The organism is Bacillus sp. LLTC93 (assembly GCF_002993125.1).
In the GTDB taxonomy this organism is placed as follows: Bacteria; Bacillota; Bacilli; order Bacillales; family Bacillaceae; genus Bacillus; species Bacillus zhangzhouensis.
The window spans coordinates 553,781-579,532 of sequence record NZ_PVME01000001.1 but is presented as its reverse complement, the minus strand read 5'-3'; the positions used below and the strand labels follow the sequence as shown (position 1 = coordinate 579,532).

The following is a 25,752-nucleotide window of genomic DNA, read 5'->3' as shown; positions in this document are numbered from 1 at the left end:
GGATGTTATGAGTAATCGCGTAATTTTTGTTGTATCAGATTCAGTAGGAGAAACGGCAGAGCTCGTGGTCAAAGCGGCACTTAGCCAATTTGATGGCGGTTCATCAGACCATTCAAATATTAGAAGAATCCCATATGTTGAGGATATCGGTACGATTAAAGAAGTTATTTCACTGGCGAAAGCAGATAACGGAATCGTCTGCTTTACTCTTGTTGTGCCAGAAATGCGTCAATTCTTAATAGAAGAGGCAGAAGCAAACGGAGTCGTTTACTATGACATCATCGGTCCACTTATTGATAAAATGGAGACCGCATATGGAAATGAAGCGAAACATGAGCCGGGTCGTGTACGTCAATTAGATGAGGACTATTTTAAAAAGGTAGAAGCCATTGAGTTCGCTGTAAAGTATGATGATGGCAGAGATCCAAGAGGCATTCTAAAGGCTGATATTGTGCTCATTGGTGTATCACGCACGTCGAAGACACCACTTTCTCAATATTTGGCGCATAAGCGGCTGAAGGTAGCGAACGTTCCGATTGTTCCTGAAGTTGACCCGCCAGAGGAGTTATTTTCAGTTGATCCAAAGAAATGCATTGGCCTGAAAATTAGTCCAGACAAACTCAATCATATTCGTAAAGAACGTTTAAAATCTCTAGGTTTAAATGATCGAGCAATTTATGCGAACATCGAGCGGATTAAAGAGGAACTAGAGTATTTTGAAAAAGTGGTGGACCGAATTAACTGTCAAGTTGTCGATGTATCGAATAAAGCAGTTGAGGAAACGGCAAATGTCATTCATCAAATGCTGACCAAAAGAGGTTCCGAATAAACTCAGGATGCTCCTCCTGGGTTTTTCCTATGGTGGGAAACGGGTAAACAAAAACAATAGCATATTTGCTGCATTTGTATTATAATAAAAAATTGTGATAAAATGAATGATTTTAGGTTTAAGTTAAGTCAAGAACGAATAAACTAATATTGGCAGAAGTCAAGTGATTCTGAACATAACTTTTCGACAAAATGAGTTTTACTGTTGATTGCTTTATGGGGGAAAAGTATGGTCTTTTTGCTTCTCTAAAGCAGGAATAAGGTGGAGGGATGGAGAATTAGTCACCTGAATGAACGTAAAAGAGAGAGGACGATTTATGTCGATGCAGATGCTTGTCCTGTAAAAGACGAAATCCTTTCTGTCGCATCTCAATTTCAAGTACCTGTGACTTTCATTGCTTCATATGAGCATTTTCAAACCAAAAGATCACCACTTGAAGATTGGCGGTTTGTAGATACACATAAGGAAGCAGCGGATTTAGTTATTGCGAACTCAGTTGCCGCACATGATATTGTCGTCACGCAAGACATTGGTCTTGCCTCCTTACTGCTTCCAAGGCATGTCATTGTTCTGTCTGAAAGAGGACGGATGTACACAAACGAAACAATTGATTTTGATTTGGAACGCAGGCATGTTTCCAGCAAACAGCGAAGAAAAGGTGTATACGGAAAAGGTCCCAAAAAGCTTTTAGAAGAGGATAAAAAGCGATTTATTGCACAACTACAAAAAATCCTGTCGAATCATGAAGGATTTTTGAATTAAAAGGCGAATAATGTACGACGGAGTGTAATTAGGATGAGCAAACGTATACCAGATGAACTTTTGGAGCAGATCCAAAAAAACGCAGACATTGTCGAAGTGATTGGAGAATACGTACAGCTTAGAAAGCAAGGTCGAAATTACTTCGGTCTTTGTCCATTCCATGGTGAAAATACTCCTTCATTCTCTGTTTCAGCAGATAAGCAAATCTTCCATTGTTTTGGCTGTGGTGCTGGAGGTAATGTGTTTTCGTTCCTCAGACAAATGGAAGGCTACTCATTTATTGAAGCCGTTTCACATGTTGCTGATAAGTACCATATTGATTTGCCTGATCATGTAGCGAATGCTCAGATCAGTTCCTCTCAGCAAGAGGATACAGCAAATCATAAAATGATTGAGGCACATGAGCTTCTTAAGAAATTTTACCACCATTTGCTGGTAAATACAAAGGAAGGTCAAAACGCACTCGATTATTTACGGTCCAGAGGCTTTACGGATGAAACAATTGCCAAGTTTGAGATCGGGTATGCTCTTGACTCTTGGGATTTCATGACCAAGTTTTTAGAAAAACGAGGGTTTGATCCTGTGATGATGGAGAAGGCTGGTCTTTTGATCCAACGTGAAAACGGCACAGGTTTTTTTGATCGTTTTAGGGATCGTGTCATGTTTCCAATTCATGATCATCACGGGACGGTCGTCGCTTTTTCTGGAAGATCACTTGGTAATCAGCAGCCTAAGTATATGAATAGTCCTGAAACGCCACTTTTTCATAAAAGTAAGCTGCTCTATCACTTTCATGACGCGCGTATGCATATTAGAAAACGCGAACGGGCGGTCCTTTTTGAAGGATTTGCTGACGTCATATCAGCTGTCACATCTGGTGTTGGCGAAAGTGTTGCAACAATGGGTACGTCTTTAACAGAAGAGCACGTAAAACTTCTCAGGCGGAACGTAGAAGAGATCATCCTATGTTATGACTCTGACACGGCCGGGTATGAAGCGACCATGAAAGCGTCAGATTTGCTTGGAAAAAGAGGATGTAAAGTTCGCGTTGCCATGATACCAGATGGACTCGATCCAGATGATTACATTCGTAAATATGGTGGCGAGAAATTTAGGAATGACATCATAGATGCAAGTGTGACATTAATGACATTTAAGATGAATTTTTTCCGAAGAGGAAAGAATTTATCAGACGAAGGAGACCGTCTTGCTTATATGAAGCAAGTTCTCCGAGAAATCAGCCGGTTAAACGGCTCCTTGGAACAAGAGATTTACATGAAACAGCTTGCTGGAGAGTTCACAATCTCTCTTGACTCATTAAAGGAACAGCTGGAGCTGTTTGAAAAGCAGCAGCGGCAAGAAGCCAAAAGCACGCAAGAAGAAAGCGGTCTTGAAAAACGGCGTGCACATCTGTCAACACAGGTGAGAAGAAAGCGTCTACGTCCGGCATATGAAAACGCAGAGAGAATGCTGCTTGCTCATATGTTAAAAAGCGATGACGTGATCCGCAAAGTGCTTGACAGAGTAGGGATTGAATTTAATATAGATACGCACAGGGCGCTGGCAACGTACATTTATGCATTGTATGAAGAAGGCAAAGAACCGACGCCGCAGCACCTGATGAACCGTTTGGAAGATGATGTCATGAATCAGCTTCTGACGGATATATTAATGATTCAAGTTGGAGACGAACTAAGTGAAGCTGAATTAAGTGATTATGTAAAAAAAGTGTTGAATCATCGGAATTGGTCAATGATAAAGGAAAAAGAACTAGAACGTGCAGAGGCGGAGAGGCAAAAAGATTTCTTCAAAGCGGCAACACTTGCAAAAGAAATTATTCAGTTGAACCGTTCGCTGAAGTAATACGTCTAATATTTATGACAAGACTTACGGCTGGCAATGAATCCTTTAGGGGAGGAGCATAAGACCGCAAGCATCTTGCCTTCATCATTATTTATTTTATTCCTATTTGCTCATCTGTTTGATAGAGAGAGAAAAGCAGAGCGGAAGCAAATCGCAAGTTACTTTAGAATTCGTTGCAAGCTTTGGAAGGAGGGATCCATAATGGCTGATAAACAAGCCCACGAAACCGAAACTGAATTAACCTTTGAACAGGTGAGAGATAAGCTCACTGAAACGGGTAAAAAACGGGGCGTTTTAACATACGAAGAAATTGCAGAGCGTATGTCTAGCTTTGAAATTGAATCAGACCAAATGGATGAATACTATGAATACTTAGGCGAACAGGGTGTAGAGCTCATCAGTGAAAATGAAGAGACAGAAGACCCAAATGTTCAGCAGCTGGCTAAAGCAGAAGAGGAATTTGACCTGAATGATTTAAGCGTACCACCAGGTGTCAAAATTAATGATCCTGTTCGTATGTACTTAAAAGAAATTGGACGCGTCAATTTGTTATCTGCTAAAGAAGAAATTACGTATGCTCAAAAGATCGAAGAAGGCGATGAGGAATCAAAAAGAAGATTAGCGGAAGCAAACCTTCGTCTTGTTGTCAGTATTGCAAAACGTTACGTTGGTCGTGGTATGCTGTTCCTTGACTTGATCCAAGAAGGAAACATGGGGCTCATGAAGGCAGTTGAGAAGTTTGATTACCGCAAAGGATACAAATTCTCAACATATGCGACTTGGTGGATTAGACAGGCGATCACACGTGCCATTGCCGATCAGGCGAGAACGATCCGTATCCCAGTTCATATGGTGGAAACCATTAATAAATTGATCCGTGTTCAAAGACAGCTTCTGCAAGACCTAGGCAGAGAACCAACGCCAGAGGAAATTGCTGAAGACATGGATTTAACACCAGAAAAGGTAAGAGAAATTCTTAAAATTGCACAAGAGCCTGTATCTTTAGAAACACCTATTGGTGAAGAAGATGACTCGCATCTTGGTGATTTTATTGAAGACCAAGAGGCGACATCTCCATCTGACCATGCTGCATATGAGTTGTTAAAAGAGCAGCTTGAAGATGTATTAGACACGCTAACGGACCGTGAAGAAAATGTGCTGAGACTACGTTTCGGACTAGATGACGGAAGAACACGTACATTAGAAGAGGTTGGTAAGGTGTTTGGCGTAACAAGAGAGCGTATCCGCCAAATTGAAGCGAAAGCTCTTCGTAAATTAAGACACCCAAGCAGAAGTAAACGATTAAAAGACTTCTTAGAATAGAAACCGGACGGATCTTGAAAGAGATCCGTTCTTTCTTCATCAAAAATGAAAACGCTTTTTTCAATCTGATTATATTTTACTGAATAACAAATGAATTTGCAACGTTCTTAGAGAAAAGATGTATAAAAAATACATCAAAATGTGCTGAAGGCTTCATTTCTCATCTTGATTCATTTTTGTCTAATCTGTGAACTTGACCAAAGTTTTGTATCATAATTCGTTTACTTTTTGTAAAATTAAAGTAGAATTAGAATTGTTTGCATAGTCTCAAAGGGGTTTTTCACAAAGGGGAGGATGAAAGAAATGAAACGGAATCCACTTATACCATTTTTATTGATTGCCATTTTAGGTATTGGACTCACTTTTTTCTTATCAATGAAGGGGCTGAAAGATGAAGAAAAAATTGCCTCTGGTGGCGAAGAGCAAAAGCAAGAAGAGACAGCAAATGCGACGCCGGAAGAATTGTATAAGCAGAACTGTTTGAGCTGTCACGGGGAAAACTATGAAGGCGGAGCAGGACCTGCATTAAAAGGTGTTGGCGATAAGCTTGAAGTGGCAGACATCAAGAAGAAAATTCAAGAAGGCGGAAACGGGATGCCAGGCGGGCTGATTCCGAATGAAAAGCTAGATGAGATGTCGGAATGGGTATCCAAAATTAAATAATGTTACGCAAAAAGCTCTTTTTGATAAGAAGAGCTTTTTTCATTTGAAAACGACTTTTAAAAAGTCCATAATTTATATAAGATAGACAAGGGATGAACATTAAAGAAAAGTAGTGATACGTATGAATGAAATGAATTTATCGAAACGATTAAAAAGAGTGGCAGACTTTTTACCAAATGAGGCTGTCTTTGCTGATATCGGCTCAGATCATGCCTATTTGCCATGCTATGCGATATTACATCAAAAAGCAGTAAAAGCCATTGCTGGTGAAATTACAGATGGACCGCTCCAATCTGCGAAGCAGCAAGTACATAGACTTGAATTAGATGAACAGATCTCGGTCAGAAAAGGAAATGGCCTTGAAGTCATTGAAAAAGGCGAGGTGACTGCTGTAACGATTGCAGGTATGGGCGGGGCACTCATCGCAAGCATTCTAAATGAAGGCAAGCATAAGCTCTCAGGAAACGAGCGGCTCATTCTTCAGCCTAATATCCATGCTCACCATATTCGTTTATGGCTGTATCAAGAGGGGTATGAATTGATGGATGAAGTGATTTTAGAAGAGGATGGCAAAATATACGAGATCATCATCGCAGAAAAAGGCGATAAAGATAAAGCTTATGAAGGCATGTCAGTTGAAGCGGGCATGCTAGTTGGCCCGTTTCTTGCCAAAGAGCAAAATGATGTCTTCCGGCGCAAGTGGATGCAAGAGCTTCAGCATATGGAGAAAATAGAAGGTCAAATTCAAGGAGCAGCTCCGACAGAAGAAAACAAGGAGCGCCAGAAAGAGCTGAAAGCGAAAATAAAGATTCTAAAGGAGGTTTTGACTGTTGGCTAAGACAGTAAACGGGCATGAAATCATCCAATTGTTTGAACAATTTTCACCAAAGGCATATGCCATGGAAGGTGATAAAATTGGGCTCCAGATTGGGACATTAAATAAAAAAGTAACCAATGTCATGATTACCTTGGATGTATTGGAGAATGTGCTAGATGAGGCGATCGAGCGACATGTGGATCTCATTATTGCCCATCATCCACCAATTTTCCGTCCTTTAAAAAATGTAGCGACAGATCAGCCAGCTGGACGAATCATTGAAAAGTGCATGAAACATGATATTGCGGTATATGTGGCACATACGAATTTAGACGTAGCAGATGGAGGAGTCAATGACTTGCTTGCTGAGGCATTAGAGCTGAAGGAAACAAGTGTGTTAATTCCGACATATGAAGATCAAATCAAGCAGCTTGCACTTTATGTCCCAGAGGAATTTGAAGAGGCCATCAGAACGGCTTTAGGAAATGCGGGAGCTGGTCATATTGGCAACTACAGTCATTGTGCTTTTTCAAATGAAGGGACAGGCAGCTTTCTACCATCAGAAGAAGCCGCGCCATTTATTGGAGAGTCGGGTAAGCTGGAGTTTGTGAAAGAAGTGCGGATTGAAACCATTTTTCCAGCAAGTATTGAAAAACAAGTGATTCGTGAAATGATCAAAGCACATCCTTATGAAGAAGTGGCCTATAGTGTACATACGACAGATCTTCCTCCTATTCAAAAAGGTCTCGGCCGTATTGGAGAGTTAAGAGAGCCTATGACACTTGGAGACTTTACACAGTTTGTGAAAACAAAGCTAGATGTGAATGGAGCTCGTTTTGTAGGAGATCAGGAAGCGGTTGTGAAAAAGGTAGCTGTGCTTGGCGGAGACGGAAATAAATACATCCATCAAGCGAAAAGAATGGGTGCTGATGTGTATGTGACAGGAGACCTTTATTTCCATGTCGCCCACGATGCAATGATGCTTGGACTGAACGTAGTGGACCCAGGTCATTACGCTGAAAAGATTATGAAAGAGGGCGTGAAGGCGAAACTTCAATCGCTATGTACTGATAAAAAGTATGATGTACAGCTCTTTGTGTCAGAAGCAAACACAAACCCATTTCAGTTTATGTAAACAAGAAAACGTCAGAGCACAGCAGCTCTGACGTTTTCTTATTTCTTCGTTTTTACGCGAGGTAATATTTTCGAAAGAGGAACAGCATGTTCAACCTTCCAAGTCGATTCATCGTCCGGTTCATAGTTTTCTAAGAAGCGAATGACTTCTTTTGTAATAGGTGTTGGTGTTGAAGCGCCAGCAGTCACGGCGACGGTTTTTACGCCTTGCAGCCATTCCAGCTTGAGCTCACTGAGGTCACCAATACGATAAGCCTGTGTTCCTGCGATCTCCATTGACACTTGTGCTAGACGGTTGGAGTTATTACTTTTCGGATCGCCGACAACAATGGTTAGATCAGCTTGACCGGCTTGCTGTGAAACGGCTTCCTGACGCACCTGTGTCGCAAGACAAATTTCTTGATGGTATTCGACGTGCGGATATTTCTCCTTAATGAGTTCCATCAAATCATAGACATCCCACTGTGACATCGTCGTCTGATTGGTAATGAGTAGCTTATCTGACGTTAAATCCAGCGCCTCAATGTCGGCTTCTGTTTCAACAAGATGCACTTTGTCTGGTGCAACTCCGACAGCTCCTTCTGGCTCAGGGTGACCTTTTTTTCCAATATAAATAATGTCATAACCATCGGCAGTTTTTTCTGAAATGAGTTCATGTGTTTTCGTTACATCTGGACAGGTCGCATCAATGGCTACAAGGCCTTTTTCTTCTGCGATTTGGCGAACCTCGGGAGAAACGCCGTGAGCGGTGAAAATCACCGTTCCGCTTTCAACCTGCTTTAAAATGTCCAAGCGGTTTGGTCCGTCCAGTGTGTAGATCCCATCTTCTTCAAAGGCATCTGTTACATGTTTGTTATGCACAATCATACCTAATATATAAATTGGGCGTGGCAAGTTTTTATCCAGTGCGGCATTTTTAGCAATGACCATTGCATCCACAACGCCATAGCAATAGCCACGCGGCGATATTTTAATCACATTCATTTATTCGTCCTCCTGTAGGGAAGTGCTGCTAGAGAAGAACAATATAAAAAGCCGTAAAAAACGGCTTTTTATCATTCTCTTCCTCCCATTATAGCCAAAGTAAGCGCATATATCAAAGATTGTTATACATGGTAACCACTTTGCCTTTCAAAGATCACTAGACATATAGTTTTGGAACAGAACTGCCAGCTCTTTTTTGCGGCTTTTCTTTAGGAGCAGGTGATGTGTGTGCCGCAGTTTTTTTCACAAGAATGTCCTCTGGTTCTTCATTTTCTTTTATTTCCTCTGCATCATCAACTGGTGCTGTTTGTTCATTCGTCACTTCTGTTTCCTCGCCGAGCTCTTTTGGTTCTGCGTCTGTATCGTTTGCGTTCGTTTCATCATCATCTGCACTACCAAGCTGGCTGTACAGCTTAATCATAGCAGGCAGATTTCTCACTAAAGGGCCGTATTGCTGAATCATTGGCGTGAATTGCTGCGCCATTCCGAGCACTTTTTGAACATTCCCTAACATGCTTGAGAGGGTCGCAGGATTTGTGAAGCTCTGGATTCCTTGTAATCCCGCACCACCTCCAGAGATCCCTGCTCCCCCGGCTCCAGGAAGGAATTTAGCGAGCATGCCCTTAATGCCGGCTCCACCGCCCAGTGCACGGCTCTCGCCTCCTGGAATACCGCCCATTCCGCGTAAACCACCGCCCTGTACAGACGGGGAGCGAGGCATCATTTGTTGAAATTGATTCCCTTGCCCTTGAAAAGGCTGTTCGATAGGAGCCTGCTGTCTCCTTTGAAAAATCCCGGGCTGTCCGCCATTTCCAAGGTGCCGGCGTGAGGGACGATGCGGCTGAAAATCGCCCATAGGCCTTTGCCCTAACATACTTGTACCTCCCTTACTGCATTCTCTTTCTCTTCATAGGTTATGCAAGGAAGCATCAATTGGTTTCCTGTAAGAAAAGCGGACATGGTTTTTTTGTTGAAAATCAGCTATAATGAGGAGATGAGCAAAAAGGCATTGCCTTAAGGAGTGAAAACATGAAAGAAACGAAATTTACGACATATGAATTAAAGCCATTTATTATAGATGCTATTCATGAACTGGGCTTTTATGAGCCAACTGATATTCAAAAAAGAATCATCCCTGCTGTTTTAAAAGGTGAAAGCGTCATTGGCCAATCACAAACAGGAACAGGAAAAACCCATGCGTACTTATTGCCGCTTATTCATTCAATCGATCCAGGCAAAGAGCAAGTACAAGTGGTGATTACTGCACCAACACGAGAATTAGCCAATCAAATTTTCAAAGAAGCTCAAACGATCTTAAAGAATACTTCTCCAGAAGAAGACATTAAAGCAAAGCTTTACATTGGCGGAACGGACAAGCAGAAATCCATTCAAAAGCTAAAGAACCAGCCGCATTTGGTTGTCGGTACACCTGGACGTATTGCTGATCTCATTCATGAGCAAGCGCTGAATGTATACAAAGCGACTTCTCTTGTTATTGATGAAGCGGATTTAATGCTGGATATGGGATTTTTAGAAGATGTGGACCGTATTGGTGCACAAATGCCAGAAAAGCTGCAAATGCTTGTGTTCTCAGCAACCATTCCCGAAAAACTAAAGCCTTTTCTTAAAAAATATATGGACAATCCAAAGTATGCCCATGTTGAACCAAAACGTATTACTGCTGAAAACATTCAGCATATTTTAGTCCCGTCTAAACAGCGTGACAAATTAAAATTACTGCATGAGATGGTGACAAATGTACAGCCTTATTTAGGAATCATCTTTGCTAATACAAAATCAACTGTTGATGAAATTGCTTCATTCCTTCAAGAAAAAGGAATGAAAATTGGTGTGCTTCATGGCGGATTAACGCCGCGCGAACGTAAAAAAGTCATGAAACAAATTGAAGATTTGGAATTCACCTATATTGTGGCATCTGATCTTGCAGCCCGCGGGATTGACATTAAGGGCATCAGCCACGTGATCAACTATGAACTTCCATCTGATCTTGATTTCTATGTTCACCGTGTTGGAAGAACAGCTCGAGCTGGCTCTTCTGGAATTGCGATGACCATTTATGACCTCGCTGATGAGGATGCACTTGTTCAGATTGAGAAAATGGGCGTTGTATTTGAGAACAAAACCATTGTTCATGGAGAATGGCGAGATGCGGATGACCGTCTGAAGCGTCAAAGACGTAAAAAAGCACCAAATGAAATTGAAGAAAAAGCGAAGCGTCTTGTGAAAAAACCGAAAGCCGTCAAACCTGGATATAAAAAGAAAATGACACGTGAGATGGATAAAATCAAAAAACAAGAACGTAGAAAGTCAAAGCGTAACGGAAAGTAGGGGGAAACATTGTTGAAGATTGGATCACATGTATCCATGAGCGGAAAACATATGCTTCTTGCAGCGAGTCAAGAAGCTGCCTCTTATGGTTCGAATACTTTTATGATTTATACAGGTGCACCGCAAAATACACGCCGCAAAAAAATTGAAGACCTTAATATTGAAGTTGGACAAGCGCATATGAAAGAGCATGGCATGACAGATATCGTCGTTCATGCACCGTATATTATCAATATTGGGAACACAGTCAATCCAGCGACATTCGAGCTTGGAGTGGACTTCCTTCGCTCAGAAATAGAGCGTACGGAAGCACTTGGCGCAAAACAAATTGTTCTCCATCCAGGTGCGCATGTCGGAGCAGGGGCAGAAGCGGGCATTCAAAAAATCATCGAAGGTTTAAACGAAGTTATTGTGAAAGGGCAAGAGGTTCAAATTGCACTTGAAACAATGGCAGGCAAAGGCTCAGAGTGCGGAAGAAGCTTTGAAGAGCTTGCCCAAATTATCGACGGTGTGACACATAACGAAGCACTTTCTGTCTGCTTTGATACGTGTCACACACACGATGCTGGTTACCCGATTGTGAGTGACTTTGACGGTGTGTTAGAAGAATTTGATCGAATCGTCGGCATTGACCGAATCAAAGTACTTCATATTAATGACAGTAAAAACGTACAAGGCGCAAGAAAAGACCGACATGAAAATATCGGTTTTGGTGAAATTGGCTTCGATGCATTGAATTATATCGTGCATCATCCACAGCTTCAAGATGTGCCGAAAATTCTAGAAACGCCTTATGTAGGTGAAGATAAAAAGAACAAAAAACCACCTTACAAATTTGAAATTGCGATGCTGAAAGAAAAGCAGTTTGATGAAGGCTTACGAGAAAAAATTTTGGGTCAGTAAAAAAACATGCAATGTGATGAGGTGCCGCTAAATGCGGCCCTTTTTTGCCTAATTTGTAAATTGGTTAAACAGATCATTGACAGTCTGTGCTGTCTGTTTAGAAGTAATCGCTTCCACCTGCTTAAGAAGCCGACTTCGCTCTGCATCATTAAAAATATTGACGTTTTTCCCATTCATGAGTTTGGCGACTTCAGCAGCCTGAGTTGATGTTAAGCTGACCCCGTACTGTTTCGCATACCTTAACAAATCATTTGCTGTGATCTGATTGAGGCGTTGCAGTACAATTTTTTGAATTAAAATCAATGTCATTCCTCCCCTCTGTAACAATGTATGGGCGAAAACGGAAAATGTGCAAAAAATTTTATTTTACTCTGTGAAATGATAAAATAGTAAAGTGAATAAAATGTTCATTGAAAATCTAACATGTGTAGAAGGGAGAACGTATGGCAAATAGTAAACAGCACAGAAAGGAATCAGTGCCTCATTTTATTTTGAGAATTTTTCTGATTCTAGTAGGAGCTGCATGTGCAGCAGTCAGCATTGAATTATTTTTAGTGCCAAACAATATTATTGATGGGGGCATCATCGGCATTTCGCTTATTTTGGATTATCTCTTTACAGATAACCCATTCATCAATTTTGCGACGATTGTTGTCATTTTGAATATTCCATTTATGATATCGGGATACAAACATATTGGGAAAACCTTTCTCGTTTCCACTGTGATTGGGATTGTCAGCTTAGCCGTGATTGAATCTTCACTCCATCATGTAGAGGCGTTTACAAATCAGCCGATCTTAGCGACTGTATTTGGAGGTCTGTTACTAGGATTTGGCGTTGGACTCGTCATTCGGAATGGAGGCTCAATGGACGGAACAGAGATCTTAGGAATACTTCTGACGAAAAAAATTCCTTTCTCCGTCGGTGAGTTTGTCATGATCGTCAATGTGTTCATTTTTATTTGGGCAGGCTTTGTCTTCGGACCAGAGCAGGCTATGTATTCTGTCATGACATATTATTTGGCAATGAAAACAATTGATGCTGTGATTCAAGGACTTGATGAAACAAAAGCTGTCATTATCGTGTCGGATTATTATGATGAAATTTCAGATGCGATTCTTCATCGACTTGGCAGGGGAACGACAAAGCTTAGAGGAAAAGGCGGTTATACAGATGAAGAGAAAGATGTCATCTATGCCGTTGTCACAAGGCTTGAAATTACAAAGCTGAAATCCATTGTGTTTGAAATTGATGGTCAAGCATTTATTACGATTATGGATACACATGAAACAAAAGGCGGTAAGTTTAAAACAGCCATTCATTAGCTTTTATTTTACTTTTTTATTTATCTTTTATATAATAAGACGTATGTATGGACAAAGAAAATGGCTCTTGCCATTTTCTTTTTGTTGTATAAATCGTAATCATTCTTTTTATATTGATTAAAGGTGGAAAGATTCATGGCAAAGCCAATTATTGAAATGAAAGACATTTCGTACTCGTATGGACAGCGAAATGTCATTGATCACATTCATTTAACAGTAGAGGAAGGGAACTTTCTGGCACTCGTTGGACCGAATGGATCTGGTAAAACAACCCTATTAAAATGCCTTCTTGGGCTCATTAAACCGCAGCAAGGTGAATTAAAACTATTTGGCACGCCTGTTTCAAAATTTAGAGACTGGGATCAAATTGGATTTGTTTCTCAAAAGGCAAATAGTTTTAATACGGGCTTCCCTGCTTCTGTGTACGAGGTCGTCGCAAGTGGATTGACCGCGAAAATTGGTTTATTCAAACGAATGAGTAAGCAGGATAAATGGCAAGTTGAAGATGCCATTCGCTCGGTTGGCATCCAAGATTTAAAGCACCAAAACATCGGGGAACTTTCAGGCGGTCAGCAGCAGCGTGCATTTATTGCTCGTGCGCTCGTCAGTCAGCCGAAGCTGCTCATTTTAGATGAACCGACTGTTGGAGTAGATCAACGAACAGTAGAAGGTTTTTATCAGCTGTTAGAAACATTGAACAAAGAAAAAGGAATGTCTTTAATTCTCGTCACACATGACGTTGGAACCGTCTCTGATAAAGTCACCCATGTGGCTTGCTTAAATCAGACCCTTCATTTTCATGGAGATGCGGAAACGTTTGATTCAATGGATGATCAGGCGTTATCTCAATTTTACGGACATGACATTCAAGTGATTCATCACGACCATCACCATCATGGGGGACATGAATAATGCTATTTCCATTTTTTCATTATGAATTTTTACAAAATGCATTTATTGCAGGAATGCTGATCGGTTTTATTGCGCCCTTACTTGGTGTATTTATTGTCGTGAGAAGGCTCTCACTTATTGCAGACGCTCTCAGTCACGTGTCACTTGCGGGGATTGCAGCGAGTCTATTCCTTGATAAAAAGTTTGGACTATTGACAGGGGTTAGCCCGCTGTACTTAGGGATGGCATTTTCTGTTGCCGGTTCATTGTTTATTGAGCGCCTACGCTCTGTATATAAGCATTATCAGGAACTGGCGATACCAATTATCTTATCAGGTGGTATTGGGATTTCTGTCATTTTCATTTCACTTGCTAATGGCTTTAATACAGATTTGTTTAGTTATTTGTTTGGTAGTGTTAGTGCGGTTTCGAGACTAGATCTTTGGATTATTGTTGGGATCTCACTTGTTGTTGTGTTAGTTGTTGTGCTTTTATATAAAGAATTGTTTTTGCTTTCTTTTGATGAAGAGCATGCAAAGGCTTCTGGTATTTCAGCAAAATGGATTCATTTTATTTTTATCTTAGTCGTCGCACTTGTCATTGCGGCATCGATGCGTATCGTAGGTACACTGCTTGTGTCCGCGCTCATGACGCTGCCTGTTGCGGCAAGTATTCGGATTGCCAAAGGGTTTAAACAGGCCATTTTCCTTTCTATCTTGTTCGGTGAATTGTCTGTCATGGTTGGATTGATCTTAAGCTATTATCTTGATTTAGCGCCGGGCGGAACCATTGTCATGCTGTCCATTTTGATTTTAATCGGGTGTATTAGTATTGGGAAATTCAGAAGGGGGAATCATCATGAACGTACAAGAAGCGCTTGATTTATTAAAGGAAAAAGGCTACAAATATACAAGCAAACGTGAAGATATGCTTCAATTGTTTTCTGATTCTGACAAATACTTAACCGCTAAAAATGTATTAACGTCATTAAGTGAAGACTATCCGGGTCTTAGCTTTGATACGATTTATCGAAACCTGTCCTTATATGAAGACCTTGGGATATTAGAGACAACGGAATTGTCAGGGGAGAAGCTATTCCGTTTTAAATGTTCATTCTCCCATCATCATCATCACTTTATTTGTCTTGCATGCGGTAAAACAAAGGAGATCGATGCCTGTCCTATGGACAAGCTTGAAGCCGATCTAGAGGATTATCACATTAGCGGACATAAATTTGAAATATACGGAACGTGTCCTTCCTGCGAACCGAAGGAAGTTCACTCGTAAAAGCCAGCCGCCGAGCTGGTTTTTTGTTTTGTCTTTTTGAAAACGTTTTACAAAGAGCAGCTGGTTCATTAGAATGAGATCAGGCAGGTCATACGCTCAAGCAATATTGAGTCTTTTGGAATATAGGGAGGGGTCAAAAGTGGCATATTATGTCGTGTTCGATGTAGGCGGAACGAGAACAAAACATGGATTAATGGATGAGGATGGGAAGCTAATCACTCGCGGTGACTATGAAACGAATTGCCGGCAGCTTGAACCGTTTTTAGAGGCAATGGAGGACGTGGTCAAACAATATCAAAAGACTCGAGATGTCAGCGGAATCGCCATCAGTCTTCCGGGGTTTGTGGACAGTCAAACGGGCTATACAGAATTTGCAGGTGCAATCATCGCCTTAAATGGTCAAAATGTAAAAACGGTTTTAGAAGAAAAAACATCTCTTCGTGTCGAAGTGGAAAATGATGCGAACTGCGCAGCCCTGGCAGAAAAATATAGTGGTCATGCGAAAGATTGTGACAGCTTTATTTGTATGACGATCGGCACAGGTGTTGGCGGAGGTATTTTTGCTGGCGGCCAGCTTGTTCGCGGGGCCTCTTTTCGCGGTGGTGAATTTGGCATGATGCTGACAGAAACAGAAAACGGCCAGTTTACGACACTCAACAGCAGTGCTTCAACGGCTGGATTAATTCGAAGCTATAAAGAAAAGCAAGGAATTCCGCAAAGTAAACAAATAGACGGTCAAGAGATATTTGATAAGGCAAAGCACGATCCGTCTATTGAGAAGCTGGTGGATCAGTGGTACAAACGAATAGCCATTGGTATTTATAATGTAGCAACTGTCCTCAATCCAGAGAAAATTCTCATTGGTGGCGGCGTGAGTGCAAGGCCGGATTTGATTCCAAGCATCGAGAAACATTTACATACACTGCATGCCTGGAAGAACATTCAGGTGAAGCTGGAAACATGCTACTACTTGAATCAGGCTGGTATGAAGGGGGCTCTGTACCATTTTTTAATGAAAGAAGGACATCTTGATGCATCAAAAAAGCCGATATAAAGGGTATCGGCTTTTTATATTCACTACATTAATAAGCAGTTTGCAGACGCTGTTCGTATTGTTTGATCCATTGAGACGCTTCTTGCCAGTTATTGACGCGAATGATTCTATCGTCAATTGGCATTTGGTTATAAGGTGAGTTAAAAAGAATGACCGGAATGTCAGCCTCTTTTGCAATCATTGTGGCATTGCCATGATGATCCTCGAAAAACACATCAATCTTGTGCTTTTGAACAGCTTCCAGCTTGTGATGACCGCCAACCAGCTCAATGTCATCAAAGTGCACGTGATTTTCTTGAAACCACGTGTAGGTGACATCCGTGTGATGCTGCCTTCTTGCTGTGATATAAATCAGTTTGTGGTGATGTTTCATTTGATTGAGGATCTCTTTTGCACCCTCGGCAGGCTTCGCCTGTTTATAAATAAGAGGCTCATGCTGATCCATCCAGCCCCAAAATTCTTCATTTGAAATCTTTAAAAGCTTCGTCAAATCATATTCTGTCATATCATCTAGTGTAATGGCACATTGAAACGACTCATTTAAGTAGGGAACAAAGGTGTCCTGCGCCGTCACTGTGCCATCAATATCAATTCCTAAACGTAACATGCCCACACTCCTCATATTTATACTCTTAAAGTGTAACATAATCAATTCACAATTCCAGCAAGTTTTAGCAAACATGAAACAGACATTTTTGCTCATACTAAAAAAGCTCCTTTCTATTAACCACAAGGGGGAATTGATCATGGAAAGAGACGAGGATTTCAGAAGAAATGATCGTGAAATCGACACACACTTTAGTAATGATGATGGCTATTTAGAGGAAACAGCTGCTGAAATTGCAGAGCCATATCAGGCATCAAGAGATCGAGAAGACAGACGAGAACGTGACCATGTAGGTGACGATTCAGGCAGTAAGGGGATAGGCTATACAGCACTCGCGATTGCGATTATCTCATTATTTGTCTTGCCGGTGCTATTAGGGGTAGCGGCAATCGTCGTTGGTTATATTGCAAGAAGAAAAGGAGCACATGCGCTTGGCGCGTGGTCAATCGGGATCGGAATTGTTTCCGTCATCCTAGGCATTTTTATCACCCCGTTCTTTTAACAAGAACAGAAAAACGCCTGACAGTGACGTCAGGCGTTTTTGCTATGCGTTCGCTTGTTTTTCTTTTTCAGCTTCCATTTTCGCATAGTGTTCTTCAGCGATTTTATCGATTTCTTTTTTCAGTTCTTCGACCATTGTTTCTTCTGGTACTTTACGAACAATTTCACCTTTACGGAACAATAGGCCTTCGCCTCTAGCGCCTGCGATTCCGATGTCAGCCTCACGCGCTTCACCTGGACCGTTTACAGCGCAGCCGAGAACAGCTACTTTAATTGGTGCTTTAATTGTAGAAATATATTCTTCGACTTCATTTGCAATGCTAATGAGGTCAATTTCAATTCGTCCACAAGTTGGGCAAGAGATCAGTGTTGCTGCATTTGCTGCAAGACCAAATGATTTCAACAATTCACGTGCTACTTTTACTTCTTCAACTGGGTCAGCACTTAATGAGATGCGGAGTGTGTTACCAATCCCCATGTTCAAGATAGCGCCAAGTCCAGCTGCACTTTTTACAGTACCTGCAAATAACGTACCTGATTCAGTAATCCCAAGATGAAGGGGATAATCAAAGGCTTTTGCCGCTTTTTCGTACGCCTCAATCGCAAGGTTTACATCAGATGCTTTCATACTGACGATAATGTCATGAAAATCTAGGTCTTCTAGAATTTTAATGTGATGCAGTGCACTTTCGACCATGCCATCTGCTGTTGGGTAGCCGTATTTATCAAGAATCTTTTTCTCTAATGAGCCGGCGTTTACACCAATTCGAATTGGAATACCTTTTTCTTTTGCTGCTTTCACAACAGCTTCGACTTTTTCTCGTCTGCCGATGTTTCCTGGGTTGATTCGGATTTTGTCTGCACCTGCTTCAATGGCTTTTAGTGCAAGCTTGTAGTCAAAATGAATATCAACAACAAGTGGGATATTGATTTGTTTTTTTATGTCCGCAATTGCATTTGCTGCACGCTCATCTGGGCATGCGACACGCACGATTTGACAGCCTGCTTCTTCTAAACGTTTAATTTCAGCTACTGTCGCTTCGACATCATGTGTTTTGGTTGTTGCCATACTTTGAATGACAACCTCATTATTTCCACCTATAGTTAAAGGTCCCACTTTGACGGGACGCGTTTTAGTACGATGTGTGACTTCACTCACTTGTCAATCGCTCCTTAGTGTACACGCAATTATTTGCCATGTACGTCGTGTTTTACAGTTCATATTGTAACAGTCTCTTTGTATGAATGACAAGGAATTAACGTTTTATCTCTTATATACCGGAAACTTATATGTGCTGCCTGCTCGAATTTCGTTCGCTTTGACGCCTTGATTCAGCTCTTCGAAATCCTCAATGACTTCATCAAGTGGCTTGCTTGTATGTACAATGGATACCACGGTTTCGCCTTGTTTGACAGTGACCGTCTTATACGCTTTTTTCTCAGATGTTTGAAAGGCACTTGCAGGAACAGCGGGTCCTTCTTGAACTGGAATGGTTCCATTTTTTAAATCAAAAAAGATAATAAAGAGGACAAACAAACTGATTAGTAAAAAAATAATTCGCCGCATTTCACTCACCGCTTTTAAGAGTTTACTTCAGTGTATGCATGTCCTGAAATGATAGAACCAAAAAGGGCAGGAAAGCTAGCATCTGTTGTTCTAGTTTGTTCTAGTAAGCCTTGTAATGGATTGAAAATCCTCACTTTGTCTTCATCAGCTATGAATAGGTGGTGCTTACCCTTATGATCATTATGATAAAATAAAAAAAGGGGGAGAGTTTATGAAAAAAATAAGTCAGCATATATATGTGAGAACGCTAACAGAAAATGATGCAGAATCACTATTAACACTTGAACTTGAAAATCGCTCATATTTTCGGCAATTTACACCTTTGGTCAAAGATGATTTTTTCGCGTTATCTCGTCAAATTGAACGGATTAAGCGCAGTATACAAAGGTGTGCACAAGATGAAGCTTACATGCACGGTATTTTCTTAAATGAAACAGATGCCTTAGTCGGAACGATTTCTCTAAGTTCTGTCGAAAGAGGACCTATTGAAGGGGCCATGCTTGGGTATGTACTCGATCAAAAACAGGGCGGGAAGGGATATATGACAGAGGCCATTCGTTTAATCATCGATTATGCCTTTTATGAACTGCACCTCCATCGTATTGAGGCTGGAGTAAAGCCGGATAACATTGGCTCCATTCGTGTACTTGAAAAGACAGGTTTTAAAAATGAGGGACTCAATCGTAAAAAAGTAAAGATTAATGGAGTGTGGGAGGATCACTATTTGTTTGCGATCATCCATCCAGATGAGTCATAGAGCACAACATACATAAAAAGCTCCTCCAAGTCGGAGGAGCTTTCAGCGTGTAGAGAAACCCTTGTTGTATCTTTCGACAAGCGGTTTATTTTTTTGCAGGTATTTCTTTTACCACAAGATATAAGAAGATAAAGTTAATCACCCAATTTAATAAAAATGAATTCGCAACAGGGGTGTTTAATGCACTCATGATGGCAAAAAAGACCGTCGTTAATGTGAGTGAATAGGCTGAGAGCTTCCATAGCATTTGGAAGGAAAGCTCTTTTTGCTGCATTCGTTTAATAAATGTACCAAGCATCGCAAGGAATGTCGCGCTGATGAACATGAGAGCCGCAGTTGATAGATATAGTAGCACACAAATGACGGGGATAATGATCGCTTGGTTCTGGTTTGTGACGCGAGCGAGTTCATCTTTAGTGAGCGTCCCGCCAAGGAGCTGGTATGGGATATCTGTCATTTGCCCATCAATGGCAATCACTGCCTTTTCCTTTAATAAAGCAATGGCCGTTTGCTTTGATTCAAGCTCACTTGCTTTTATTTTTTCAGCAGGGTCAAAGATGATCGTGATGCCGTTTTCTTCTTTTTCTATCGGTGCACTTTGATCAGCTTGAAGCTTTCCTTTTTCGATTGAAAAGTCGGGTAAATCCTTTTTGATCACATGCTGAAATCCTGACATCGCATTCGAAATCTCCTGGCTCATATGATAACCCTGAGGAACAGCTGCGATGATCGAAAGGATAAAAATGAACAAAATCGCTTTTCCAATCCCTGTAAACCGTGCTCTAGCAATATCTTTTGGTGAGTAAATTCCTTTTAACAATAGACTAAATACGTTCAACCGATTCACTTCCTACATTCTTTTCTATTTCTCACATTGTATCAATGTCTATCCATCAAGTACAAGTACGGCCTTCATAGCTGGTTAAGATAGGTGGAATGAGGCATAATGTATACAGCATATAAAAAGGAGGTGCCGCGGATTGGACGTGCTGTATTGGATTCTGATTGGCTGTGCATTTATCATTGCGTTTGTTGGACTTGTCTATCCAATTATTCCTAGTGTTGTTTTTATGGTCCTTGGGTTTATTCTATATGGTTTCTTTTTCACCTTCGAGCCGCTTACGCTGACGTTTTGGCTCATTCAAGCCATGTTTACAGCTGTATTATTTGCGGCAGATTATGTCTCAAACCTCATTGGGGTGAAGCGCTTTGGCGGCAGCCGGGCAGCCATTTGGGGAAGCACCATTGGGTTATTAGTCGGTCCTTTTGTCATTCCCATTGCAGGCATTATCATCGGTCCATTTATCGGCAGTGTCATTGCAGAGCTTCTTGTTCATCAAAAAGATGTGAAGACAAGTGTGAAAGTAGGGTTAGGCTCATTAATTGGGTTTGTATCAGGTGTATTTGCCAAAGGATTGATTCAAGCACTGATGCTGGGCATCTTTTTATTTTATGTCCTTCGCTAAATCAAAAAATGGTGTTTAAAACTTTTTCTAAAGGGCTAAATACAAAATAAACACTGAAATGTTTCAGATCATGAGCAATAACGTTGAAACAAGCCGTTTCTTTTGATACTCTTTGAGTAGGGTGAATTGCTTGCTTACTATCTAAGGAAGCATTTCAGTACATACATTTCTAAGGAGGAATTTAACCATGGCTTTTAAACTTCCAGAATTACCATATGCTTACGATGCATTAGAACCACATATCGACAAGGAAACAATGACGATTCACCACACAAAACACCATAACACGTACGTAACAAACTTAAACAAAGCAATCGAAGGTGTATCAGCTCTTGAAGATCAATCAATCGAAGAGCTAGTGGCTAACCTAAACTCTGTGCCTGAAAACATTCGTACAGCTGTACGTAACAATGGCGGAGGACATGCGAACCACTCATTATTCTGGACGCTTCTTTCACCAAACGGTGGCGGCGCACCAACTGGTGAACTTGCAGATGCAATCGAAAAAGAATTAGGTGGATTTGAAAAATTCAAATCTGATTTCGCTGCAGCAGCTGCAGGACGCTTTGGTTCTGGTTGGGCATGGCTTGTTGTGAACAATGGCAAACTTGAAATCACAAGCACGCCAAACCAAGATTCTCCTTTAACTGAAGGAAAAACACCAATTCTAGGACTAGACGTTTGGGAGCATGCTTACTACCTAAACTACCAAAACCGTCGTCCTGATTACATTTCTGCTTTCTGGAATGTTGTGAACTGGGATGAAGTAGCTCGCCTTTACAGCGAAGCTAAATAAATCATTTGATTCGAAAAGACCTGCTCTGAAAAGAAGCGGGTCTTTTTATATTTTCCCTCCTTTTTTTACATATCTGCCTTTTGATGAGACAGACTATTGTGTAGAAAAGGAGAATGAAATGTATGAGCAGATTAAAAAAAATGTTCGGGGACATGGATGTCACAAGAGATTTATTGCTCCTCCTCACGATTGGTGGATTATACGCACTGGCGATTGCGCTTTCGAATACGTTTGTGAACGTGTATTTATGGAAACAGTCTGGGAAATTCACAGATCTTGCGATTTATAACTTGGCGATTGTTGTGCTTCAGCCCATTACTTTTTTATTCGCTGGTCGGCTCGCTAAAAAAATAGATCGGGCGTTTGTTCTTCGTTTTGGTGTGATCTTCTTAGCGGCTTTTTACTTAATTGTTTTAATAGCAGGAGAACACGCGGCGGCGCGGCTTGTTTTATTAGGGAGTGTCCTTGGGATCGGATATGGTTTTTATTGGCTTGCTTTTAACGTGCTCACCTTTGAAATCACAGAGCCTGAAACAAGAGATTTCTTTAATGGATTTCTAGGGGTGCTCACCTCTACAGCTGGCATGATCGGTCCACTGATCGCGGGTATTGTCATTTCTCAATTAACAGATGATACGGGCTATACAGTGATTTTTACTTTATCGCTAATTTTGTTTTCATTAGCGGTTGTGATGAGTTTTTTCCTGAAGAGAAGGCAGTCAAAAGGAAAATTTATGATCAAGCAAATTTGGAAAGAACGGCATGCGGATGAGAATTGGCGTAAGATTACAACGGCTCACTTTTTTCAAGGGCTTCGTGAAGGCGTGTTTGTCTTTTTAATTAGTGTCTTTGTGTTTATTGCAACAAATAGTGAGCTTGCTCTAGGGACATTTGGTTTGGTGAATTCAGGTGTTGCCTTTTTTGCTTATTTCTTCGCTACACGTTTGATTAAGAAAAAATGGCGGAAGAAAGCCATTATGCTTGGCGGGCTTATTTTATACGGCGCTTTATTTCTGATTGTATTTCAATTGTCCTATGTATCGCTTCTTATGTATGCAGTGGCCATAGCGATAGGGTATCCGCTCCTTCTTGTTCCGTATGTATCCTTAACGTATGATGTGATCGGTCATGCTAGGTATGCAAGAAAAGCCCGAATTGAATATATTGTGGTGAGAGAGCTATTTTTAAATGCCGGCCGTATTTGTTCCATTGTCTTGTTTCTTTTGTCTGTCACCCTACTAGGTGATGAGCTCGGCATTCCTGCTTCACTTGTTGTGCTTGGAGCGGGGCACACACTCATTTATTATTTTGTGAAAGATATTCATTTAAAAGAGAAAACAGCGGATATGAAAGAGGCTGACGGTCAAAAGCCAGTATCTCAAACGAACCTTATTAAGGGAGAAAGGTAAAATTTCTTACCAATGGAACATCAAATTTCTAGATAAATAATAGAAAAACCGCTAAAATGATGATGGCACCTTTTATACACAAAAAGGGGTGCCATTTCTTTCTTGATAGAAAAGGTGATGTGATGAGAAACAAGAAAAACAAAAAAGACGCGAAGGAAGGGCGCAAAACACTTCCAATCCGGCTGAATTTATTATTTTTAGCTGCGTTCATTATTTTTACTGGTGTTGTCGTTAGACTTGGGTTTGTGCAGATTGTCAATGGAGAAGATTATAAAAAGCAGGCAGAAAAACAAGAAGATGTGAATGTCAGCTCATCTGCTCCGCGCGGAAAAATTTATGATCGAAACTATAACACGATTGTCAGCAATAAAGCGCTAAATGCCATTACATATATGAGAACTTCGACGACTTCACAAGAAGAGCGGCTCAAAGTGGCAGCAAAATTAGCGGATATGATTCATGTGAGCACGAAAAAAATTACAGATCGTGACAAAAAAGATTTTTGGATCTTAACGCATCCGAATGAAGCAAAAAAGCTTGTTCAAAAGGAATCAGAATTAAAGGGTGACGATAAGGTTTCTGATGATAAACTATATGAGCTTCAACTGAAACGCATCACAGACAAGGAATTAAATCAACTGACGAAAAAAGATTTACAAGTGCTAGCGATTAAAAGGCAGATGGATGCAGGCTATGCACTCACGCCTCAATTCATTAAAAATGAAGATGTGAAGCCAAGCGAAATTGCTTACGTCTCTGAGCATTTGGACGAGCTGCCTGGCGTTGATGTTACGACAGACTGGTCACGCAGCTATCCTTATAAAGGACTGCTCCGCAGTATGCTCGGCAGTGTATCCTCAAGTGATGAAGGTCTTCCGCAGTCACTCCTTGAACATTATCTATCACTCGGCTACAGCCGAAATGACCGTGTAGGAAAAAGCTATCTTGAATATCAATATGAAGATGTCTTGCAGGGCCAAAAGGAAAAAGAACAGAGTACAACCGATAAACAGGGCAATGTCACAAGCTCTAAAGTCTTAACAGAAGGAAAGAGCGGGAAAGATCTTGTGCTGACAATTGATATACAGTTGCAAAAAGCAGTTGAAAAAATCATTGAAAAGAACTTGAGAAGTGCGAAGCAAAGAGGTGGAACAGAGCTTCTTGACCGTGCGTTTGTTGTGATGATGGACCCGAGAAATGGAGAGGTTCTCTCGGTTGCGGGTAAACAGATTACAAACAAAAACGGAAAATACAAATTCGATGACTACGCACTAGGAACGATGACATCATCGTATGCGATGGGATCAGCAGTGAAAGGGGCAACTGTACTGACAGGATATAAAACAGGTGTTCTCCACATTGGAAGTACCCAATATGATGAACCGCTCTATATCGCGCAGTCACCGCCAAAGAAATCCTATCAAAATATGGGACTCATTAATGATTTAACGGCACTAGAGCGTTCGTCAAACGTATATATGTTCAAAACAGCGATTGCCATTGGGAAAGGGGAATATCGTAAGAATCAGCCGCTCCCAATTGATACGAAAGCATTTGATACGTTCCGTTACAATTTCAGTAAATTTGGTCTTGGGGTTGAAACGGGTATCGATCTACCAAACGAAGCAACTGGCTACCGAGGAACGTCTACACAATCTGGTCTCTTACTTGACTATGCGATTGGACAATATGACACGTTTACACCGCTGCAAATGGCGCAGTACGTCTCAACGATCGCAAATGGCGGTTACCGTTTACGCCCTCAGCTAGTAAAAGAAGTCAGAGAGCCCGATCCGCAGCGCGGCATTGGAGCCGTGACGGAATCCGTTAAGCCAGATGTATTGAATAAACTTGATATGACAAGTGATGAGATCAAGCGTGTACAGCAAGGCTTCAAGCTTGTGATGCAAAATCCAAGAGGGACAGCCTATGCAAACTTTGGCAACAAAAAGTACAATCCAGCTGGCAAAACAGGGACCGCTCAATCATTCTATGACGGCCCAATTAAAAGCAAACGTGGCACACCGACATATAACACAACACTTGTTGCGTATGCGCCTGCTGATAACCCAGAAGTGGCCATTTCAGTCGTCGTACCGTGGGTGTATCAAGACTACAACCAGCGTTATCCGATTACGAATGATATTGGTGAACAAGTATTAGACAAATACTTTGAACTAAAATCAAAACAAGAAAGCAACGATACACAAGCGAAAAACAAAAATAAAATTGAAAATGAAGCAGAAACAAATGACTAGACCTTTCCTAGGTAAAAACGCTCACTTTTTGTGGGCGTTTTTTTATGTTTTCTTCACACTTTTCGATATAAATTGACAAAAATCATAAAAAACTCCGCAAGATCTCTACAAAACTTCGACATTTACAAAACCTTAACATTCCATTTAAACGAAATTAATAAAGAACCTTTAATGTATTACTCGTAGGACAAATTATTCAGGGGGTAT

Annotated in this window: 27 protein-coding genes; 20 read left to right on the top strand and 7 right to left on the bottom strand. The window is 41.0% G+C overall.

The window, feature by feature from the left end; all coding sequences use genetic code 11:
• The first annotated feature begins 7 nt into the window (after positions 1 to 7).
• The 7 genes from C6W18_RS03130 to C6W18_RS03100 all read left to right on the top strand — a co-directional run bounded on the left by C6W18_RS03130 (position 8) and on the right by C6W18_RS03100 (position 7,392).
• Positions 8 to 829: a pyruvate, water dikinase regulatory protein gene (locus C6W18_RS03130; protein ID WP_099726612.1), complete on the top strand. Its 822-nt coding sequence runs from the start codon at positions 8 to 10 to the stop codon at positions 827 to 829.
• Between the two features lie 261 nt (positions 830 to 1,090).
• Positions 1,091 to 1,591, top strand: coding sequence for a YaiI/YqxD family protein (locus tag C6W18_RS03125; RefSeq protein ID WP_034319506.1), 501 nt, complete (start codon positions 1,091 to 1,093; stop codon positions 1,589 to 1,591).
• A gap of 33 nt (positions 1,592 to 1,624) precedes the next feature.
• Positions 1,625 to 3,454 (top strand): DNA primase, encoded by a 1,830-nt coding sequence (gene dnaG / locus C6W18_RS03120; protein WP_105925890.1) that lies wholly within the window; start codon positions 1,625 to 1,627, stop codon positions 3,452 to 3,454.
• Between the two features lie 201 nt (positions 3,455 to 3,655).
• On the top strand, positions 3,656 to 4,777 hold the full coding sequence (gene rpoD, locus C6W18_RS03115) for an RNA polymerase sigma factor RpoD (RefSeq protein WP_008342392.1): 1,122 nt from the start codon (positions 3,656 to 3,658) through the stop codon (positions 4,775 to 4,777).
• A 303-nt stretch (positions 4,778 to 5,080) separates the two neighbouring features.
• Positions 5,081 to 5,440, top strand: a complete 360-nt coding sequence (gene cccA / locus C6W18_RS03110; RefSeq protein WP_034319511.1) for a cytochrome c550 — start codon at positions 5,081 to 5,083, stop codon at positions 5,438 to 5,440.
• 121 nt (positions 5,441 to 5,561) lie between these two features.
• Positions 5,562 to 6,278, top strand: a complete 717-nt coding sequence (locus C6W18_RS03105; protein WP_105925888.1) for a tRNA (adenine(22)-N(1))-methyltransferase — start codon at positions 5,562 to 5,564, stop codon at positions 6,276 to 6,278.
• On the top strand, positions 6,271 to 7,392 hold the full coding sequence (locus C6W18_RS03100) for a Nif3-like dinuclear metal center hexameric protein (protein ID WP_105925886.1): 1,122 nt from the start codon (positions 6,271 to 6,273) through the stop codon (positions 7,390 to 7,392). Before C6W18_RS03105 ends, C6W18_RS03100 begins: the two co-directional genes overlap by 8 nt.
• 38 nt (positions 7,393 to 7,430) lie before the next feature.
• Here the strand turns inward: C6W18_RS03100 and C6W18_RS03095 are convergent, their stop codons facing one another.
• Both C6W18_RS03095 and vrrA read right to left on the bottom strand, forming a co-directional pair.
• Positions 7,431 to 8,375 (bottom strand): 4-hydroxy-3-methylbut-2-enyl diphosphate reductase, encoded by a 945-nt coding sequence (locus tag C6W18_RS03095; protein WP_105925885.1) that lies wholly within the window; start codon positions 8,373 to 8,375, stop codon positions 7,431 to 7,433.
• 157 nt (positions 8,376 to 8,532) lie between these two features.
• Positions 8,533 to 9,249 (bottom strand): VrrA/YqfQ family protein, encoded by a 717-nt coding sequence (gene vrrA, locus C6W18_RS03090; RefSeq protein WP_105925883.1) that lies wholly within the window; start codon positions 9,247 to 9,249, stop codon positions 8,533 to 8,535.
• Positions 9,250 to 9,404: 155 nt separating this feature from the next.
• Here vrrA and C6W18_RS03085 point away from each other — a divergent pair, with 155 nt between their 5' ends.
• Positions 9,405 to 10,724 carry a DEAD/DEAH box helicase gene (locus C6W18_RS03085; RefSeq protein ID WP_034319524.1) on the top strand — a complete coding sequence of 440 codons (1,320 nt, stop codon included), beginning with the start codon at positions 9,405 to 9,407 and terminating at the stop codon, positions 10,722 to 10,724.
• Positions 10,725 to 10,733: 9 nt separating this feature from the next.
• Complete coding sequence (locus tag C6W18_RS03080; protein ID WP_105925880.1) at positions 10,734 to 11,627, top strand: deoxyribonuclease IV; 894 nt, start codon at positions 10,734 to 10,736, stop codon at positions 11,625 to 11,627.
• 48 nt (positions 11,628 to 11,675) lie between these two features.
• Here C6W18_RS03080 and C6W18_RS03075 read toward each other — a convergent pair whose 3' ends face one another.
• Positions 11,676 to 11,930, bottom strand: coding sequence for a DUF2624 domain-containing protein (locus C6W18_RS03075; RefSeq protein ID WP_034319529.1), 255 nt, complete (start codon positions 11,928 to 11,930; stop codon positions 11,676 to 11,678).
• A gap of 140 nt (positions 11,931 to 12,070) precedes the next feature.
• Between C6W18_RS03075 and C6W18_RS03070 the strand changes: the two genes are divergently transcribed.
• The 5 genes from C6W18_RS03070 (at position 12,071) to C6W18_RS03050 (ending at position 16,184) form a co-directional block, all read left to right on the top strand.
• Positions 12,071 to 12,952, top strand: a complete 882-nt coding sequence (locus C6W18_RS03070; RefSeq protein ID WP_034319532.1) for a YitT family protein — start codon at positions 12,071 to 12,073, stop codon at positions 12,950 to 12,952.
• A 135-nt stretch (positions 12,953 to 13,087) separates the two neighbouring features.
• Complete coding sequence (locus C6W18_RS03065) at positions 13,088 to 13,864, top strand: metal ABC transporter ATP-binding protein (protein WP_105925878.1); 777 nt, start codon at positions 13,088 to 13,090, stop codon at positions 13,862 to 13,864.
• Positions 13,864 to 14,724, top strand: a complete 861-nt coding sequence (locus tag C6W18_RS03060; RefSeq protein ID WP_007501274.1) for a metal ABC transporter permease — start codon at positions 13,864 to 13,866, stop codon at positions 14,722 to 14,724. The genes C6W18_RS03065 and C6W18_RS03060 overlap by 1 nt, the downstream gene beginning before the upstream one ends.
• Positions 14,702 to 15,130, top strand: coding sequence for a zinc uptake transcriptional repressor Zur (gene zur, locus C6W18_RS03055; protein ID WP_034319540.1), 429 nt, complete (start codon positions 14,702 to 14,704; stop codon positions 15,128 to 15,130). Before C6W18_RS03060 ends, zur begins: the two co-directional genes overlap by 23 nt.
• 139 nt (positions 15,131 to 15,269) lie before the next feature.
• Positions 15,270 to 16,184, top strand: a complete 915-nt coding sequence (locus C6W18_RS03050) for an ROK family protein (protein WP_105925876.1) — start codon at positions 15,270 to 15,272, stop codon at positions 16,182 to 16,184.
• Between the two features lie 28 nt (positions 16,185 to 16,212).
• Here C6W18_RS03050 and C6W18_RS03045 read toward each other — a convergent pair whose 3' ends face one another.
• Complete coding sequence (locus C6W18_RS03045) at positions 16,213 to 16,791, bottom strand: 5' nucleotidase, NT5C type (protein WP_105925875.1); 579 nt, start codon at positions 16,789 to 16,791, stop codon at positions 16,213 to 16,215.
• A gap of 139 nt (positions 16,792 to 16,930) precedes the next feature.
• On the opposite strand from C6W18_RS03045, the gene C6W18_RS03040 reads away from it, so the two are divergent.
• On the top strand, positions 16,931 to 17,293 hold the full coding sequence (locus C6W18_RS03040) for a DUF308 domain-containing protein (protein WP_008342359.1): 363 nt from the start codon (positions 16,931 to 16,933) through the stop codon (positions 17,291 to 17,293).
• 42 nt (positions 17,294 to 17,335) lie between these two features.
• Here the strand turns inward: C6W18_RS03040 and ispG are convergent, their stop codons facing one another.
• Both ispG and C6W18_RS03030 read right to left on the bottom strand, forming a co-directional pair.
• Complete coding sequence (gene ispG, locus C6W18_RS03035; RefSeq protein WP_034319549.1) at positions 17,336 to 18,451, bottom strand: flavodoxin-dependent (E)-4-hydroxy-3-methylbut-2-enyl-diphosphate synthase; 1,116 nt, start codon at positions 18,449 to 18,451, stop codon at positions 17,336 to 17,338.
• A gap of 105 nt (positions 18,452 to 18,556) precedes the next feature.
• Positions 18,557 to 18,859: a LysM peptidoglycan-binding domain-containing protein gene (locus tag C6W18_RS03030; RefSeq protein WP_034319551.1), complete on the bottom strand. Its 303-nt coding sequence runs from the start codon at positions 18,857 to 18,859 to the stop codon at positions 18,557 to 18,559.
• Between the two features lie 211 nt (positions 18,860 to 19,070).
• On the opposite strand from C6W18_RS03030, the gene C6W18_RS03025 reads away from it, so the two are divergent.
• Positions 19,071 to 19,616, top strand: a complete 546-nt coding sequence (locus C6W18_RS03025; RefSeq protein WP_105925873.1) for a GNAT family N-acetyltransferase — start codon at positions 19,071 to 19,073, stop codon at positions 19,614 to 19,616.
• 85 nt (positions 19,617 to 19,701) lie between these two features.
• On the opposite strand, the gene C6W18_RS03020 is transcribed toward C6W18_RS03025, so the two are convergent.
• Positions 19,702 to 20,454, bottom strand: a complete 753-nt coding sequence (locus C6W18_RS03020; protein ID WP_034319557.1) for a DUF1189 domain-containing protein — start codon at positions 20,452 to 20,454, stop codon at positions 19,702 to 19,704.
• Positions 20,455 to 20,596: 142 nt separating this feature from the next.
• On the opposite strand from C6W18_RS03020, the gene C6W18_RS03015 reads away from it, so the two are divergent.
• The 4 genes from C6W18_RS03015 to C6W18_RS03000 all read left to right on the top strand — a co-directional run bounded on the left by C6W18_RS03015 (position 20,597) and on the right by C6W18_RS03000 (position 25,545).
• Positions 20,597 to 21,082, top strand: a complete 486-nt coding sequence (locus C6W18_RS03015; protein ID WP_105925871.1) for a DUF456 domain-containing protein — start codon at positions 20,597 to 20,599, stop codon at positions 21,080 to 21,082.
• Positions 21,083 to 21,269: 187 nt separating this feature from the next.
• A complete protein-coding gene (sodA, locus tag C6W18_RS03010; RefSeq protein ID WP_007501264.1) occupies positions 21,270 to 21,878 on the top strand; it encodes a superoxide dismutase SodA in 609 nt (202 codons plus the stop codon).
• A 122-nt stretch (positions 21,879 to 22,000) separates the two neighbouring features.
• Positions 22,001 to 23,287 carry an MFS transporter gene (locus C6W18_RS03005; RefSeq protein WP_034319563.1) on the top strand — a complete coding sequence of 429 codons (1,287 nt, stop codon included), beginning with the start codon at positions 22,001 to 22,003 and terminating at the stop codon, positions 23,285 to 23,287.
• 122 nt (positions 23,288 to 23,409) lie between these two features.
• Entirely contained in the window at positions 23,410 to 25,545 is a 2,136-nt protein-coding gene (locus tag C6W18_RS03000; RefSeq protein ID WP_105925870.1) for a peptidoglycan D,D-transpeptidase FtsI family protein, read from the top strand.
• Positions 25,546 to 25,752 lie beyond the last annotated feature (207 nt).